Annotated in this window: 9 protein-coding genes; 8 read left to right on the top strand and 1 reads right to left on the bottom strand. The window is 67.4% G+C overall.

Going from position 1 to position 16,098, the window contains the following annotated elements; translation table 11 throughout:
- Positions 1-250 precede the first annotated feature (250 nt).
- The 3 genes from SYV04_RS05705 (at position 251) to SYV04_RS05695 (ending at position 3,903) form a co-directional block, all read left to right on the top strand.
- Complete coding sequence (locus SYV04_RS05705; RefSeq protein WP_321544591.1) at positions 251-1,141, top strand: DUF2381 family protein; 891 nt, start codon at positions 251-253, stop codon at positions 1,139-1,141.
- Positions 1,142-1,154: 13 nt separating this feature from the next.
- Complete coding sequence (locus tag SYV04_RS05700) at positions 1,155-2,936, top strand: serine/threonine protein kinase (RefSeq protein WP_321544590.1); 1,782 nt, start codon at positions 1,155-1,157, stop codon at positions 2,934-2,936.
- 262 nt (positions 2,937-3,198) lie between these two features.
- On the top strand, positions 3,199-3,903 hold the full coding sequence (locus SYV04_RS05695; protein ID WP_321544589.1) for a C40 family peptidase: 705 nt from the start codon (positions 3,199-3,201) through the stop codon (positions 3,901-3,903).
- 153 nt (positions 3,904-4,056) lie between these two features.
- Here SYV04_RS05695 and SYV04_RS05690 read toward each other — a convergent pair whose 3' ends face one another.
- On the bottom strand, positions 4,057-5,400 hold the full coding sequence (locus tag SYV04_RS05690; RefSeq protein ID WP_321544588.1) for a short-chain fatty acid transporter: 1,344 nt from the start codon (positions 5,398-5,400) through the stop codon (positions 4,057-4,059).
- Between the two features lie 81 nt (positions 5,401-5,481).
- Between SYV04_RS05690 and SYV04_RS05685 the strand changes: the two genes are divergently transcribed.
- The 5 genes from SYV04_RS05685 to SYV04_RS05665 all read left to right on the top strand — a co-directional run bounded on the left by SYV04_RS05685 (position 5,482) and on the right by SYV04_RS05665 (position 16,039).
- On the top strand, positions 5,482-6,303 hold the full coding sequence (locus tag SYV04_RS05685; protein WP_321544587.1) for a hypothetical protein: 822 nt from the start codon (positions 5,482-5,484) through the stop codon (positions 6,301-6,303).
- A 244-nt stretch (positions 6,304-6,547) separates the two neighbouring features.
- Positions 6,548-12,997: a HAMP domain-containing protein gene (locus SYV04_RS05680; protein WP_321544586.1), complete on the top strand. Its 6,450-nt coding sequence runs from the start codon at positions 6,548-6,550 to the stop codon at positions 12,995-12,997.
- Positions 12,994-13,827: a CheR family methyltransferase gene (locus tag SYV04_RS05675; RefSeq protein WP_321544585.1), complete on the top strand. Its 834-nt coding sequence runs from the start codon at positions 12,994-12,996 to the stop codon at positions 13,825-13,827. Before SYV04_RS05680 ends, SYV04_RS05675 begins: the two co-directional genes overlap by 4 nt.
- Positions 13,824-14,366: a chemotaxis protein CheB gene (locus SYV04_RS05670; RefSeq protein WP_321544584.1), complete on the top strand. Its 543-nt coding sequence runs from the start codon at positions 13,824-13,826 to the stop codon at positions 14,364-14,366. Before SYV04_RS05675 ends, SYV04_RS05670 begins: the two co-directional genes overlap by 4 nt.
- Positions 14,363-16,039, top strand: a complete 1,677-nt coding sequence (locus SYV04_RS05665; RefSeq protein WP_321544583.1) for a hybrid sensor histidine kinase/response regulator — start codon at positions 14,363-14,365, stop codon at positions 16,037-16,039. Before SYV04_RS05670 ends, SYV04_RS05665 begins: the two co-directional genes overlap by 4 nt.
- Positions 16,040-16,098: the final 59 nt, after the last annotated feature.

The following is a 16,098-nucleotide window of genomic DNA, read 5'->3' as shown; positions in this document are numbered from 1 at the left end:
TGCGTGTGCAGGCCGCTGAAGCGACACGCGCTGTAGAGCAGGAGACGGGCCAGAGGATTTCCTTCAGGAAACCAAGCGGTTGTGAGGGTGGAGGGGCTTGACCGTCTCGCCGCGTGGACGGTGCGTCCACCGTGCGGGACGGGGCACCCGTGACGCCCGGGGAGCAGAAGGGCGCGGTGCTCACCGGTGAGCACTGAGAACCGGGGCCGTCCCGCTCTGCTAGGGTGAGGACCCAGGAGGTTCTGTTTCCGTGTTCCAACCTACGGCTTGGTTGCTCCTGGCCCTCGTGCTGCTCGTGGCGGCCCCCGCTGCCGCCCAGCCGCTCGCCCGGCTTCGCCAGGATCGGCGTGTCTCCCTGTCGGGCGCTCCGGCCGAGCCCGTGCCCGAGGTGCGCGTGGCCGCCGGGCATCTCACCACCCTGGTGTTCAACGCGCCCCTGGAGCGCGACACGCTCGAGTTCGACACGACGCGCTTCAAGCTCGCGGACCCTGGGGAGCGCAGCCTCAGCCTGGAGCCCACCACGGATCTGGGCGCGGGCGAGCGGCTCGTCGTGAAGGTGCGGTTCAAGGACCGTGCGCTGCCAGGTCAGGCCGTGTTCGCCGTCGTCTCCCACGCCACCGAGGTGGATGGGAGGGTGGAGGTGGACCGTCGCGCGAATACGCCCGAGGCGCTGATGGCGGCGCTGACCCAGACGCAGGCCGAACTAGAGAGGCTCAAGTCCTGGTGCGAGGTGAGCGGGCCCGCTAGGCTCGCATTCTCCGGGCAGATGGATGAGAACGGTGTTGTCCCTGTCTTGTTTCGGAGCGAGATGCCCTTGGAAGGGAGTGGGGGCCTGGAGGTGACGGGCGCGATGGGTTACATGGGCAAAGCCTGGGCCCTGTTGGTCGTCACCCTGCACAACAGTCGTAGCAAGAAGCCCTGGAGGCTGGAGCAGACGCGCCTTAGCCGCACAGAGGGTGTGCCGCTGCGCATCATCTCCGCGCGGATGAACAAGCCTCAATTGGCTCCTGGTGAAAATGGCATGGTGGCGGTGGAGTTGGATTATAAGGAGTTGAAGTTGCCCTCTGGCGCGCGGCTGAGATTGGACTTGCGCGACAGCAGCAACGCACGGCCCCTCTCGCTCGTCCTGGTCAAGCAGTAGCGCGCCTCCTGTCATGACAACGGACGCCCTGCATCCGGATCAACTTCAGCCTGGTCATTGGGTGGGCCCCTGGCGAATCCTGGAGTCGCTGGGCACGGGAGGCTTCGGCCGTACCTTCAAAGCCGAGCGTGAGGGAATCTTCTTCTCCTTGAAGATGGCGGTGCGCCCGGCTTCGACGGAGCGGGAGGTGGAAGGGCGTGTGGCTCACGAGGCGGCCGCGCTGATCGCCAACACCAGTCACCCCAACCTGCCGCGCCTCTACGCGGTGGACCGCTGGCCGCACCCAGCGACCGGCTACCTCTACTTCGTCACCGGCTACGAGGAAGGAGAGACCTTCCAGGATTGGCGTGCGCGCACCCGTCCCAATGCCGCTCAGCTCGCGGATGCCTTTCTCGGGGTGGTGTCCGCGCTCGCCGAACTCCATCGACGCGGGATGCTGCACAGGGACTTGAGTGGCTCCAACATCCTGGTCCGCAAGGAGGACGGCGCTCCAGTCTTCATCGATCTGAGCAGCGTGTGGCTGCCGGGCGCCTCCATGCTCACGGAGAAGCTGCCCCCGAGCCTGGCGCATACGCTGCCGCCCGAGTGCGTCACCTTCCTGAGAAGCAGCGCCGACAAGGAGGGCGAGCCCTTCGACGCGGGAAGGGCTGGCGACCTGTATCAGCTTGGTGTGCTTTTCTATGAGGCCCTCACGGAGTGCCATCCCTTCGATCCCAAGAAGCTCACCGCGGCGGAGCTCCTGGCCGCCATCGAGACCCTCGTTCCGCGTCCTCCGCACTACCTCAACCCCCAGGTGCCCGAGTCGCTGAGCCGGATTGTCATGCGGCTATTGGAGAAACGCCCCGAGGACCGCTACCCCAGCGCCGAGGTGCTTCATCAGGCACTCTGGGAGGCCGCCAAGGAGCGAAAGCGTCGGACCTGGAAGGTACCGCTGGTGCTGCCAGAGCGTGGGCCGGCTCCTGCCACCGAGGAAGAACGGGAGGAGCGTCAGGCGTGGCAGCAGGAGACGGAGCGCAAGGCGCGGGAGTCTCACCCGGAAGGGACACTGGAATCCTCTCGACACGAGGCCCTGGAGGCGTTCGCGGCCGCCGCCGAGGAACTCATTGTCGAGGCGGAGGCCGCGACTCGCCGCAGGAAGTGGTGGTGGATGCTGGCCACGGGAGCGGTACTGCTCGGCTGTGTCCTCTTCGCCACCTGGTGGGTGTGGCTTGCCCCCGCCGCGCGCTCCGCTGCTTCCTCCGAGAAAGGAAACCCGCCCGTGTCTGACCTGTCCTCCCGAGCTCGTTCCGGAACTGGAAGGCTCGCCGTCTGGCTGTGCGCCACCTTCAGCCTTGGTTGCCCTGGGGCTCAGGTGAAGCTTCCCCCTCCGGGTGCCTGCCCCCAGGAAGCTGTCGACAGCATGTATGCCCTGGAGATCCTGGGGGGCTTCGTGAACTACCGATTCATCCTCGACATCCACCAGCCTGGAGGGATCGTGGATCGGGGGGTCTATCGGGAAGGCCCCATCGTGGGCCGTGTGGTGCGTGACGAGCTCTCGCGCCACCCTCTGCCGGATGGCACCTTGTTGTACGGATATCTCTGGACCGAAGGCATCACCAAGGAGGAGCTGGGGGCGGTGATGGGGCGCTACACCGAGGCCTTGTTACCGGATGGTCGCCGCTTCCCCGTCTGCTTTGTGCTGGGCGATCACATCACCGGACGCATCACCAAAGCCGAGGGTTCGAAGCCCGGCTCGACTGTGTTGCCAAGGGCGGACAGGGTCTACCCCGTCACACGGTGGCCTTGGCCTTCTTGAGCGAGGGCTCAGTGCTCACCGGTGAGCACTGAGCCTCTTGAGTCTCGGTGCGAGGCGTAGGTTTCACCACCGAGGCGGAGAAGAACCGAGCGCAACCGCTCCGCCGCGCTGGAGTGGGACATACGGCTGCTTTTCGAGACAGACACTGCAAAATTCGCGATTCGTCGCTGTAGCTCCCTGTGCAGCATGGGCTGTTGGGAGGTGTCAGGTTCCAGCGCGGGCCGGCTGTGAATAACGTCGGTGCGGAGGCGTCCGGCCGAACATGATCCGACCGCTCGTCGTGCTGGCAGCGCTGGGACACCTGGCCCTTGGCGGCTCGCAGGCCCACGCGGCAGGCAAGCAGGCGCCTGCCCGCGTGGAGGCAAAGGTCGCGGCGAAGAAGGGCAGCACCGCGCGATCGACACCGAGCGTGGGCACGCGCATCGCCGCTCGGGCCACTCGGCTCGTGGGGGTTTCCTCGCTGCGGAAGGTGGACCGGTCGGTGCCCGATGACTGCACGGGCGTGGCGCGCATCGCCTACTCCAGCGTAGGCATCGAGGTGATGCCTCGGAGCGGCGTCCAGGGCGACAACGGCGTCTCGAACATCCACCGGCACGCGAAGCAGCTCGGCGCTGTCCACAAGGGGAAGCCCAAACCGGGAGATCTCGTCTTCTTCCGCGAGACGTATGACCGCAACCGGGATGGGCGCCGCAACGACGGCCTCACCCACGTGGGCGTTGTCGAGCGGATCGAACCCAATGGCACCATCCTCTTCGTCCACCGGGGCAGCAAGGGGGTGGCGCGCGTGCGGATGAACCTCCAGCGCCCCACCACGCGCCGGGATACGAAGAGCGGCGCGGTGCTCAACGACTACCTGCGCGCCGCTTCGGGCAAGAGCCGCGCGTACCTCACGGGAGAGCTCTTCGCGGGCTTCGCCTCACCAGGGCCACTCGCCAAGGCCCGCGCCGTCGTTTCGGCTCGCCGGTAAGCCCCTTGGGGTTTCCCTCCAGTGCAGTGGGCCCGGTTTGCGGCTCAAGTGGCGCCCATGAGTTGTGCCACCCTCTCCGTGAATCGCTCCCTCGGTGTACTCGCCGCCTTCTGGGCGGCGGTGGCCATTGCCTCCTTTGCTCGGATCAACCGCTCATCCGAACAGAAAGAACGCCACCGTGACGAAAGGCAGGTAGAGCAGGAAGGCCAGCAGGAGGAAGCCGAGAATGTCCTTGAACTCCAGCCGCGCCACGGCCAGCAGCGGTAGCGCCCAGAAGGGCTGGATGAGGTCCGTCGCCATGTCCCCCCAGGCGTACGCCAGTACCACCTTCTCCGGCTCCACCCCCAGCGTGCTCGCCGCGTTGAGCAGGTAGGGCGCCTCGATGGCCCACTTCGAGCCCCCCGAGGGCACGAAGTAGTTCACCACCCCGCTGTAGAGGTAGACGATGGCGGGGAACGTCTCACGCGTGGACAGCGACACGAACGCGTCGCCAATCAGGTCTGTCAGCCCCGTGGCCTTGAAGATGCCGTAGATGCCCGCGTACAGCGGGAACTGGAGCACGATTCCGTGCAGCACGCTGCCGGCCTCCTCGCTGGCCTTGAGCAGCCGCGCCGGCGTGCCATGCAGCAGCACCGCCAGCACCAGGAACAGGAAGTTCACCACGTTGAGGTTGATGGCGCGCCAACCTCCATTGAGCACCAGGTGCCGCGCGAACCACGCCAGCCCCAGCACGCCGAACACGAGGTTGAGCAGCCGCGCGTGGTCCAACCACACCGCCAGGCCCTTCTCCTTCGGGCGCTCGGGCGGCACGAAGTCCCCCAGCTTCTCCAGCAGCGCCGGCTCCACCCGCACCGTACGCTCCGGCTTGGGGTGCAGCGCCCAGGCCAGCAGCGTCATGCCCGCCACCACCGCCACGGTGAGCCCCACGTTGAAGGCCGAGAACAACGTCCGATCGATGGGCAACACCCCGAGCTGCTTCTCCAGGAAGTGCCCCGGCGTGGCCACCAGCAGCGGCGCCGAGGCCGACAGCCCCGAGTGCCACGTGGCGCCCAGCCCGAAGTAGGCGCACGCCACCAGCAGCCGGTAGTCCACGTCCGGTCGCCGTCGCACCATGAAGCGCACCAGCATGGCGCTGGCCACCAGCGACAGGCCCCAGTTGATATAGGCCAGCGCCATGGAGACGAAGGCCATCCACGCCACCGCCCCGCGAGGGCTCTTCGCCAGCCCCGCCAGCTTCTCCAGCACCCAGCGCACCGGCGCGGTGAGGGCCAGCAGGTAGCCGGTGAACATCACCAGCGCCATCTGCATGGAGAAGGTGAGCAGCTCCCAGAAGCCGCCGCCCCAGGCGCCCAGCACCTGGTCCGGGGCCGCGCCTCCCCAGCCCAGCGCCAGCCCCATGGTCAGCAGGCTTAGCAGCACCGCGATGGCGAACGCGCTGGGAACGAAGCGTGCGGAGAAGCGACCGAGTCCTTCCGCGATGCGCACGAGGGTTTCCACGGAGGTGGGCTCCAATCGACAAGCGGCCTGGGAATGACAGCGGACGCACGTTTTTTACGGTAAGAGCCGCCCGGAGGCACCATGTTCCACCTGCTCAAACTCGGCCCTGTGCAGCTGTCCCAGCACACCACCAACGTGTACCTGCGGGTGACGGAGACGGGTGACTTCGCCCCGCCCGTGTTCGAGCAGGAGGACACCGCCGGCGTGCGCGCCCTGCTGGAGGGACTGGAGCCCGCCAACGTGCGCTGCGAGCCCGCCCTGGCGCCGGTCGCCGAGGGCCTGGGCCTTCAGGTGGAGAGCCCTCCCCAAGAGGTGCTCTCGGCGCGGGCGGCCATCGCCACCTTCATGGCCTGGGAGCAGCGCGGCGTGGCGGGGCTGGGCGCCGACAAGGCCCTGCTCTTCGTCCAGGCCGCCACCGAGTTCTGGGAGGCCCGGCCCTGGTCCCACTGGGATGACAGCCAGCCCTTCCACATCACCATCTCCGGCGCGCTGTCGCGCACCTACGAGGGCAGCATCTTCGGTGGCGGAGAGGACGGGGGCGAGGGGCTCGCGCTCTACGAGCAGAGCGGCGCCCTCAAGCTGTTGATGGATCTGCAGAGCCGGGGGCAGGGCTCCGCCGCCACCTCGCTGCCGGCCATTGGCGTCACCCTGGACATGCGCCCTCCGTACGCCGTGGCGGCGCTCGAGGCCGCGGGCCGTGTGCCCCGCCTGCCGCTGCCGCTCAAAACAGGGCCCTCGGGCATCGCCGTGCCCTCCACCGTGGAGGCGCTGGTGCTGGTGGCCACCTTGAGGGCCGTGGCGCGCCTGGCGCCCACGCGTCGCGAGGCCATCAGCACCGTGGTCTCCGGCAACGAGCAGATGGCGGTGCGCGTCATTGCTCCGCAGCCGCGCATGCGCAACTGAAGCTCGCCCGCGGAGCGAGCCGCCCAGCGTAGCGTGTGCCGCGCTTTCACTCCTTGTCCGAGGGGGAAGGTGAAATGTTGGCTCCTCAACGCTGACGGGGAGGGACTGTCTCCTACTCAGCAGCCAGGCACGGCGCGGGGACTGGCGTGTCATCCCGTAATCAAAGAGAACTCTGCTCCGCTCAGTATTCCCGTGCCCACAGCGAGAGGCCGTCTTCAGCGCCGTGGGCCAGCCAGGGGTTCGAATGCGTACGCAGAAGCAACCGGCTCGTAAGGTCTCCGTCAAGGGGCATGAGAGCACGTCCGACACGCTCGACACACGTCAGCTCCTCCGCATCCTCGCCGCGGTGCAGCGGGGAGACTTCACCGTTCGGATGCCCGTGGACACGGTGGGCATCGCGGGCAAGGTGTCAGACGCCCTCAACGACATCATCGACCTCAACGAGCGCATGGCGAAGGAGTTCGAGCGCATCGGCAACATGGTCGGCAAGGAGGGCCGCATCACCCAACGCGCGACGCTGGCGGGCTCGGTGGGCTCGTGGGCCGACTGCGTGGAATCCGTCAACACGATGGTGGCGGACCTCATCCAGCCGACGACGGAAATGGGCCGTGTGATCGGCGCCGTGGCCAAGGGCGACCTGTCCCAGACGGTGGCGCTCGAGGTGGACGGCCGCCCGCTCAAGGGTGAGTTCCTCCGCACCGCCCGGCTGGTGAACGGCATGGTGGAGCAGCTGGGCTCTTTCGCCTCGGAAGTGACGCGCGTGGCGCGCGAAGTGGGTACCGAGGGAAAGCTGGGCGGTCAAGCCAAGGTGAAGGGCGTGGCCGGTACGTGGAAGGACCTGACCGACAACGTGAACTCGATGGCGTCGAACCTGACGTCTCAGGTGCGAAACATCGCCGAGGTGACCACGGCGGTGGCCCGTGGTGACTTGTCGAAGAAGATCACCGTGGATGTGCGCGGCGAGATCCTGGAGCTGAAGAACACCATCAACACGATGGTGGATCAGCTCTCCTCGTTCGCCTCGGAAGTGACGCGTGTGGCGCGCGAAGTGGGTACGGAAGGAAAGCTGGGTGGCCAGGCCGTCGTGAAGGGCGTTGGCGGTACGTGGAAGGACCTGACCGACAACGTGAACTCGATGGCCAGCAACCTGACCGCTCAGGTGCGCAACATCGCCGAGGTGACGACGGCGGTGGCCAATGGTGACCTGTCCAAGAAGATCACCGTGGACGTGCGCGGCGAGATTCTGGAGCTGAAGAACACCATCAACACGATGGTGGACCAGCTTTCCTCGTTCGCCTCGGAGGTGACTCGCGTCGCCCGCGAGGTGGGTACCGAAGGAAAGCTGGGCGGCCAGGCAGTGGTGAAGGGTGTTGCCGGTACGTGGAAGGACCTGACCGACAACGTGAACTCGATGGCGTCGAACCTGACTGCGCAGGTGCGAAACATCGCCGAGGTGACGACGGCGGTGGCCAACGGTGACCTGTCCAAGAAGATCACCGTGGATGTGCAGGGCGAGATTCTGGAGCTGAAGAACACCATCAACACGATGGTGGATCAGCTGTCGTCCTTCGCCTCGGAAGTGACCCGCGTCGCCCGTGAAGTGGGTACGGAAGGAAAGCTGGGCGGTCAGGCCGTCGTGAAGGGCGTTGGCGGTACGTGGAAGGACCTGACCGACAACGTGAACTCGATGGCCAGCAACCTGACTGCTCAGGTGCGAAACATCGCCGAGGTGACCACGGCGGTGGCCAATGGTGACCTGTCCAAGAAGATCACCGTGGACGTGCGCGGCGAGATTCTGGAGCTGAAGAACACCATCAACACGATGGTGGATCAGCTCCGCTCCTTCGCTTCGGAAGTGACCCGCGTCGCCCGCGAGGTGGGTACGGAAGGAAAGCTGGGTGGCCAGGCCGTCGTGAAGGGCGTCGGTGGTACGTGGAAGGACCTGACCGACAACGTGAACTCGATGGCTAGCAACCTGACCGCGCAGGTGCGAAACATCGCCGAGGTGACGACGGCGGTGGCCAACGGTGACCTGTCCAAGAAGATCACCGTGGATGTGCGCGGTGAGATCCTGGAGCTGAAGAACACCATCAACACGATGGTGGACCAGCTCTCCTCCTTCGCCTCAGAAGTGACCCGTGTGGCGCGCGAAGTGGGTACGGAAGGAAAGCTGGGTGGCCAGGCCGTTGTGAAGGGCGTCGGTGGTACGTGGAAGGACCTGACCGACAACGTGAACTCGATGGCAAGCAACCTGACTGCTCAGGTGCGCAACATCGCGGAAGTCACGACGGCGGTGGCCAACGGTGACCTGTCCAAGAAGATCACCGTGGATGTGCGCGGTGAGATTCTGGAGCTGAAGAACACCATCAACACGATGGTGGACCAGCTGTCGTCCTTCGCCTCGGAGGTGACGCGCGTCGCCCGCGAGGTGGGTACGGAAGGAAAGCTGGGTGGCCAGGCCATCGTTCGCGGCGTCGGTGGTACGTGGAAGGATCTCACGGACAACGTGAACTCGATGGCGTCGAACCTGACGTCTCAGGTGCGAAACATCGCGGAAGTGACCACAGCCGTTGCTCGCGGCGACCTGTCGAAGAAGATCACCGTGGATGTGCGCGGTGAGATCCTGGAGCTGAAGAACACCATCAACACGATGGTGGATCAGCTCTCCTCGTTCGCCTCCGAAGTGACCCGTGTGGCGCGCGAAGTGGGTACGGAAGGAAAGCTGGGTGGTCAGGCCGTTGTGAAGGGCGTCGGTGGTACGTGGAAGGACCTGACCGACAACGTGAACTCGATGGCCAGCAACCTGACTGCTCAGGTGCGCAACATCGCCGAGGTGACGACGGCGGTGGCCAACGGTGACTTGTCCAAGAAGATCACCGTGGATGTGCGCGGTGAGATTCTGGAGCTGAAGAACACCATCAACACGATGGTGGACCAGCTGTCGTCCTTCGCCTCGGAGGTGACGCGCGTCGCCCGCGAGGTGGGTACGGAAGGAAAGCTGGGCGGCCAGGCCTTCGTGAAGGGTGTTGCCGGTACGTGGAAGGACCTGACCGACAACGTGAACTCGATGGCGTCGAACCTGACCGCGCAGGTGCGAAACATCGCCGAGGTGACGACGGCGGTGGCCAATGGGGACTTGTCCAAGAAGATCACCGTGGACGTGCAGGGTGAAATCCTGGAGCTGAAGAACACCATCAACACGATGGTGGACCAGCTGTCCTCCTTCGCCTCCGAAGTGACCCGCGTGGCGCGCGAGGTGGGTACGGAAGGAAAGCTGGGTGGCCAGGCCGTCGTGAAGGGCGTGGCCGGTACGTGGAAGGACCTCACGGACAACGTGAACTCCATGGCCACCAACCTCACCACCCAGGTGCGCGGCATCGCCAAGGTGGTGACCGCGGTCGCCAACGGCGACCTCAAGCGCAAGCTCGTCGTGGATGCCAAGGGCGAGATCGCCGAGCTGGCCGACACCATCAACGGGATGATCGACACGCTCGCGGTGTTCGCCGACCAGGTGACCACGGTGGCCCGCGAGGTGGGTATCGAAGGAAAGCTGGGCGGTCAGGCCCGCGTGCCTGGCACCGCTGGCATCTGGCGCGACCTCACCGACAACGTGAACCAGCTCGCCGCCAACCTCACCACCCAGGTGCGCGCCATCGCCGAGGTCGCCACCGCGGTGACGAAGGGTGACCTCACGCGGTTCATCACGGTGTCTGCCCAGGGCGAAGTGGCTGCCCTCAAGGACAACATCAATGAGATGATCCGCAACCTCAAGGACACCACGCGCAAGAACACCGAGCAGGACTGGCTCAAGACGAACCTGGCCAAGTTCACCCGCGTGCTCCAGGGTCAGCGCGACCTGCTCACCGTGTCCAAGGTCATCCTCTCGGAGCTGGCGCCGCTGGTCGATGCCCAGCACGGCGTCTTCTACATCTCCGAGCGCGTGGACGGAGAGCAGATCCTCAAGCTGCTGGCCTCCTACGCCTACCGCGAGCGCAAGGGCCTCTCCAATGCCTTCAAGCTGGGCGAGGGCCTCGTCGGCCAGTGCGCCCTGGAGAAGGAGCCCATCCTCCTGTCCGATGTGCCCGACAGCTACATCCGCATCTCCTCGGGTCTCGGCGAGGAAGTTCCGCGCAACATCGTCGTGCTGCCGGTGCTCTTCGAGGGTGACATCAAGGCCGTCATCGAGCTGGCGAGCTTCCACAAGTTCAGCGACGTACACCTGGGCTTCCTCGAGCAGCTCACCGAGTCCATCGGCATCGTGCTCAACACCATCGCCGCCAACATGCGCACCGAGGCGCTGCTCAAGCAGTCGCAGGCGCTCACCGAGGAGCTCCGCAAGCAGCAGGAAGAGCTCACCGAGACGAACAAGCGGCTGGAGCAGCAGGCCACCTCGCTGCAGCAGTCCGAGGAGCTCCTCAAGCGGCAGCAGGAGGAGCTGCGCCGCACCAACGAAGAGCTGCAGGAGAAGGCGAAGCTGCTCTCCGAGCAGAAGAACGAGGTGGAGCGCAAGAACCAGGAAGTGGAGCAGGCCAAGCGCGCCCTCGAGGAGAAGGCCGAGCAGCTCTCGCTCACCTCCAAGTACAAGAGCGAGTTCCTCGCCAACATGAGCCACGAGCTGCGCACCCCGCTCAACTCGCTGCTCATCCTCAGCCAGACGCTCAGCGACAACTCGGACGGCAACCTCACCGCTCGCCAGGTCGAGTTCGCGAAAACCATCCATGCCTCCGGCGCGGACCTGCTGGAGCTCATCAACGACATCCTCGACCTGTCGAAGATCGAATCCGGCACCATGACGGTGGATGTGGGCCCGCTGCGCTTCAGCGACCTGCGCGAGTTCGTCGAGCGCACCTTCCGCCAGGTGGCCGACAAGAAGGGGCTGGACTTCGCCATCGAGGTGGCTCCCGAGGTGGCTCCCGAGGCGCAGACGGACGCCAAGCGCCTGCAGCAGGTGCTCAAGAACCTGCTCTCCAACGCCTTCAAGTTCACCGAGAACGGCCGCGTCACCCTGCAGGTGCAGACGGCTCGCAGCGGCTTCTCGGCGGACCACCCCATCCTGCGCACCGTCCCCACCGTGGTGGCCTTCGTCGTCAAGGACACGGGCATCGGCATCCCCAAGGACAAGCACCAGATCATCTTCGAGGCCTTCCAGCAGGCCGACGGCTCCACCGCGCGCAAGTACGGCGGCACGGGCCTGGGGCTCTCCATCTCGCGTGAGATCGCCCGCCTGCTGGGCGGTGAAATTCGCCTCGAGAGCGAAATGGGTAAGGGCAGCACTTTCACCCTCTACCTGCCGCTCAACTACGTGGCGCCCAAGCCCGTGGAGCAGCAGCAGGGCGGCCTGAGCGTGGTGGAGAAGGTCATCTCCGGCGTCAAGGCGCTGCCGGCGCCCATCCCCACGCCGGTCCCGTTGCCGCCCTCGGCGCCCGCCGCCAACCGGGTGGAGATCGAGGACGACAGCGCCTCCATCCTCCCCGGAGACCCGGTGCTGCTGGCGGTGACGCACACGCAGGAGCACGCGGCGCGGCTGCGCGCGGCTTCGCAGGGCGTGGGCTTCAAGATGATCGTCTCCACGGAGGCGGAGGCGGCGCTGGAGGCGGCCCGCAACGCGCGGCCCGTGGCCGTGGCGGTGGACCTGGACCTGCCGGACATGGCCGGCTGGGTGGTGCTGGACCGGCTCAAGCATGACGCCGCCACCCGCGCGCTGCCCGTCTACACCCTCTCGGAGGGTGACTACCGCGAGCGCTCGCTCACCCTGGGCGCCCTGGGGCACCTCATGGCCGCCGCGGACCCCGAGGCCGCCGCGCGCGCCCTCAAGGACCTGCGCGACTTCGTGGACCGCAAGGGCCGCAACCTCCTCATCGTCGAGGACGACACCGTCCACCGGCAGAGCCTGATGGAGCTGTTGGGCAGCGAAGATGTGCAGACCACGGCGGTGGGCACCGCGGCCGAGGCCCTGCAGGCCGTCGCCTCGCACCGCTTCGACTGCGTGGTGCTGGACCTGGGGCTGCCGGACATGGGCGGCGCGGACCTGCTCAACAAGCTGCACGCCGAGCACGGCCTGTCCACCCCGCCCGTCATCGTCTACACGGGCCGCGAGCTCACGCGCGCCCAGGAGACGGAGCTGCGCCGCGTGGCCGAGGCCATCGTCATCAAGGACGCCCAGAGCCCCGAGCGCCTGCTGGAGGAGACGAGCCTGTTCCTCCACCGCGCGCCCGCCCAGCTGCCCGAGCCCAAGCGCCGCATGCTGGAGAAGGCCCGCCACATGGACCCCATGCTCGTGGGCCGCAAGGTGTTGGTGGTGGACGACGATGTGCGTAACATCTTCGCCCTCAACACCGTGCTGGAGCGCTACGGCATGAAGGTCGCTTTCGCCGAGAACGCCAAGGAAGGTATCTCGCTGCTCGAGCGGGACCCGGCCGTGGAGCTGGTGTTGATGGATGTCATGATGCCGGAGATGGACGGCTACCAGGCCATGCGCGCCATCCGCGCATCGGAGCGGCTCGCGCACCTGCCCATCCTCGCGCTCACCGCCAAGGCGATGAAGGGCGACCGCGAGAAGTGCCTCGAGGCCGGCGCCTCCGACTACATCACCAAGCCGGTGGACATCGACAAGCTGCTGAGCCTGCTGCGCGTGTGGCTGCACGCCCCGCGCGGCGCCACCGCCAAGCAGCCGCGTACGGAGGTCGCTGAGTGAGTGCGCTCACGCGCGGGGCGGAGCTGGAGGTGCTCGAGCTGGAGTTGCTCGTGGAAGGGGTGCGCCGCCAGTACGGCTTCGATCTGCGCAACCACTCGCGGCCGCTCCTGCTCCGGCGGCTGCGGCGCCACCTGCGCGAGGAGCGCCTGGACACCTTCTCCTCGTTGCAGGGCAAGGTGTTGCATGACCCGGAGGCCATGGAGGGCCTGCTGCGCGCGCTGGCCTGTCCTCCCGAGCCCCTGTTCGCCGACCCCGCCTTCTTCCAGGCCTTCCGCACCCGGGTGGTGCCCATGCTGCGCACCTACCCCTCCATCCGGGTGTGGCATGCGGGCTGCGGCTCGGGCGAGGAGACGTATGCCCTGGCCATCCTGCTGATGGAGGAGGGGCTGTGGAGCCGCTGCCGACTGTACGCCTCGGATGCGAGCGAGGGGCTGCTGGCGGACGCGCGCACCGGGGTGCTGCCTCTGCCGGGCGAGGTGGACGCGCGCAACTACCAGGAGGCGGGTGGCCGGCGCGCGCTGACGGACTACTACACGCGCGACGGCAACTGGGCGGTGCTCCAGCCGGCCCTGCGCGAGGGCATCTTCTTCACCCAGCACAACCTGGCCACGGACGGCTCCTTCAACGAGTTCCAGGTCGTCCTCTGCCGCGACACGCTGCTGGCCTTCAACATGGCGCTGGCCCGGCGCGCGCACGAGCGCCTGTACGAGAGCCTCACGCGCTTTGGCTTCCTGTGCCTGGGGCGTAAGGAGTCCGTCTCACGAACCCCCTACGCCACGGCCTATGAGGAGATGCAGGGCACGGGCCGTGTCTTCCGGAGGCTGTCATGAGTCCCCTGGGGCTGCTGGTGGTGGGCGCGCCGCGCAACGCCGCCGCGGAGGTGGAGGTGCTGCTGTCCCTGCTGCCCGCGCGCCTCAACGTGCCGGTGGCGCTGGTGCTCCACCGGGGCCCGTATGATTCGCTGGCGGGCCCGCTGGGCCGCCGCTGCCTGCTGCCCGTGGTGGAGCCGGACGACAAGGACGAGCTGGTGGCGGGCCACGTGTACCTGGCTCCCGCCGGCTACCACCTCATGGTGGACCGCGACAGCATCGCCCTCTCGCGCGAGCCCTCGGAGCATGGCCAGCGGCCCGCCATCAACCCGCTCTTCGAGTCGGCGGCGGATGCCTATGGGCCCTCCGCCGCGGGCCTGCTCTTCAGTGGACATGAAGACGGATGGGCGGGGCTCTCGGTCCTGCGGGAGCGCGGCGGGCGCGCGGCTGTGGTAGGAGAAGGGGAGGCGGGCGAGGGGGGGGAGCGGGTTTCGCTCAACGAAGTGAAGGCCTGGCTGGCGCGACTCTCCTACGGGTCGCGGATGAAGGTGCAACCGTGAGCCACCCTCCTCGGGAGAAGGTCCCCATTCTGCTGGTGGACGACCAGCCCGAGGGGTTGATGGCGCTGGAGGCCACGCTGGCGCCGCTGGGCCAGCAGCTCGTCACCGCGCGCAGTGGCCGTGAGGCGCTGCGGCACATGCTGCACCAGGACTTCGCCGCCGTGCTGCTGGACGTGGTGATGCCGGAGATGGATGGCTTCGAGACGGCCATGCTCATCCGCGAGCGGGAGAAGAGCCGCAACACGCCCATTCTCTTCCTCACCGCCCTGCTGCGCGGCGAGGTGCCGGAGTTCCGCGCCTACGCGGTGGGCGCGGTGGACTACCTGCTCAAGCCCTACGAGCCGGACATCCTTCGCTCCAAGGTGAGCATCTTCGTGGACCTGTTCCGCAAGACGGAGCTGGTGCGCAAGCAGGCCGAGGCGCTGCGCGAGGCGCAGCAGCGCGAGCACGAGCGGGAGCTGGCCCAGTTCCAGCAACGCATGGAGGCCGAGCGCGCGCGGGCCCGCGAGGAGTTCTTGCGCAAGGAGATGGAGGCGGGCCGCAACCAGCAGCGCTGGCTGGAGGCGGTGCTGGCCGCGCTGCCCACCCCGCTGGCCCTGCTGGAGCCCCTCTCCGGGCGCACCTTGTTCTCCAACCGCGCCGCCCAGGAGCTGGCCAGCGGGTGCCTCGTGTACCGAGAGGCGCGGCTGCTGCACCCGGACGCCCTCTTCACGGACGCGGACGGCAAGCGCCTGCCCGAGGAGGCCCTGCCCGCCGCGCGCGCCGCCCGGGGCGAGGTGCTCAATGGCCTCACCGTGGAGTGGCGCCTGGCGGAGCAGCGCGGCGTGGCGCTGGCCTTCTCCTCCCGGCTGCCGCAGATGCATGGCCGCCCGGAGACGGTGTTGCTGGCCATGCTGGATGTGACGGCGCTGCACATGACGGAGCAGAACCTGCAGCGCGCGGTACGCGTGCGCGACGAGTTCCTCTCCATGGCCAGCCACGAGCTGCGCACCCCGCTCACCTCCCTCAAGGTCCACATCCAGGGCGCCCTGCGCTCCGCGGCTCGCGGGGACGGCGCGCCCCTGCCGCTGGCCCAGTACGTGGCGAAGCTGGAGACGCTGGAGCACAACGTCGGCCGGCTCACCCACCTGGTGGACAACCTGCTCGACATCACCCGCATCAGCGCGGGCCGCTTGGACTTCGAGCTGACGGACGTGGACCTGGCGGCCGTGGTGCGAGAGGTGGCCTCCCGCTTCAACGAGGACGCCTCGCGTGCTGGCTGCAGGCTCACGGTGAGCGCCGAGCGCCCCGTGGTGGGCCGGTGGGACCGCACCCGGGTGGATCAGGTGGTCACCAACCTGCTCACCAACGCCCTGAAGTACGGCGCCGGGGCGCCCGTAGTGCTCACCGTCGTCGAGGATGGCCCCCACGCCACCCTCGAGGTGCGCGACGGGGGCATTGGCATCCCCGACGAGGACCGCCACCGCATCTTCGAGCGCTTCGAGCGGGCGGTGCCCCACGAGCACTACAGCGGCTTCGGGCTGGGGCTGTGGATCGTTCACCAGATCGTCACCGGCCTGGGAGGCACCGTGTCGGTGGAGAGCTTGCCTGGCAAGGGCGCGACCTTCCGCGTGCAATTGCCCCGGGTGCGCGAGTCCCGCTCGGGTGAGTGGCGGCGGGCCGCTCAAGCGTGAACACCCCGTTCACGGAGCGCGAGGAAATAGTTGATTTACATAGCATCGTGGGCAAGGTG

The sequence above is a fragment of the Hyalangium ruber genome, assembly GCF_034259325.1.
GTDB classification, from domain to species: Bacteria; Myxococcota; Myxococcia; order Myxococcales; family Myxococcaceae; genus Hyalangium_A; species Hyalangium_A rubrum.
This window is presented reverse-complemented; position numbering and strand designations above follow the sequence as displayed.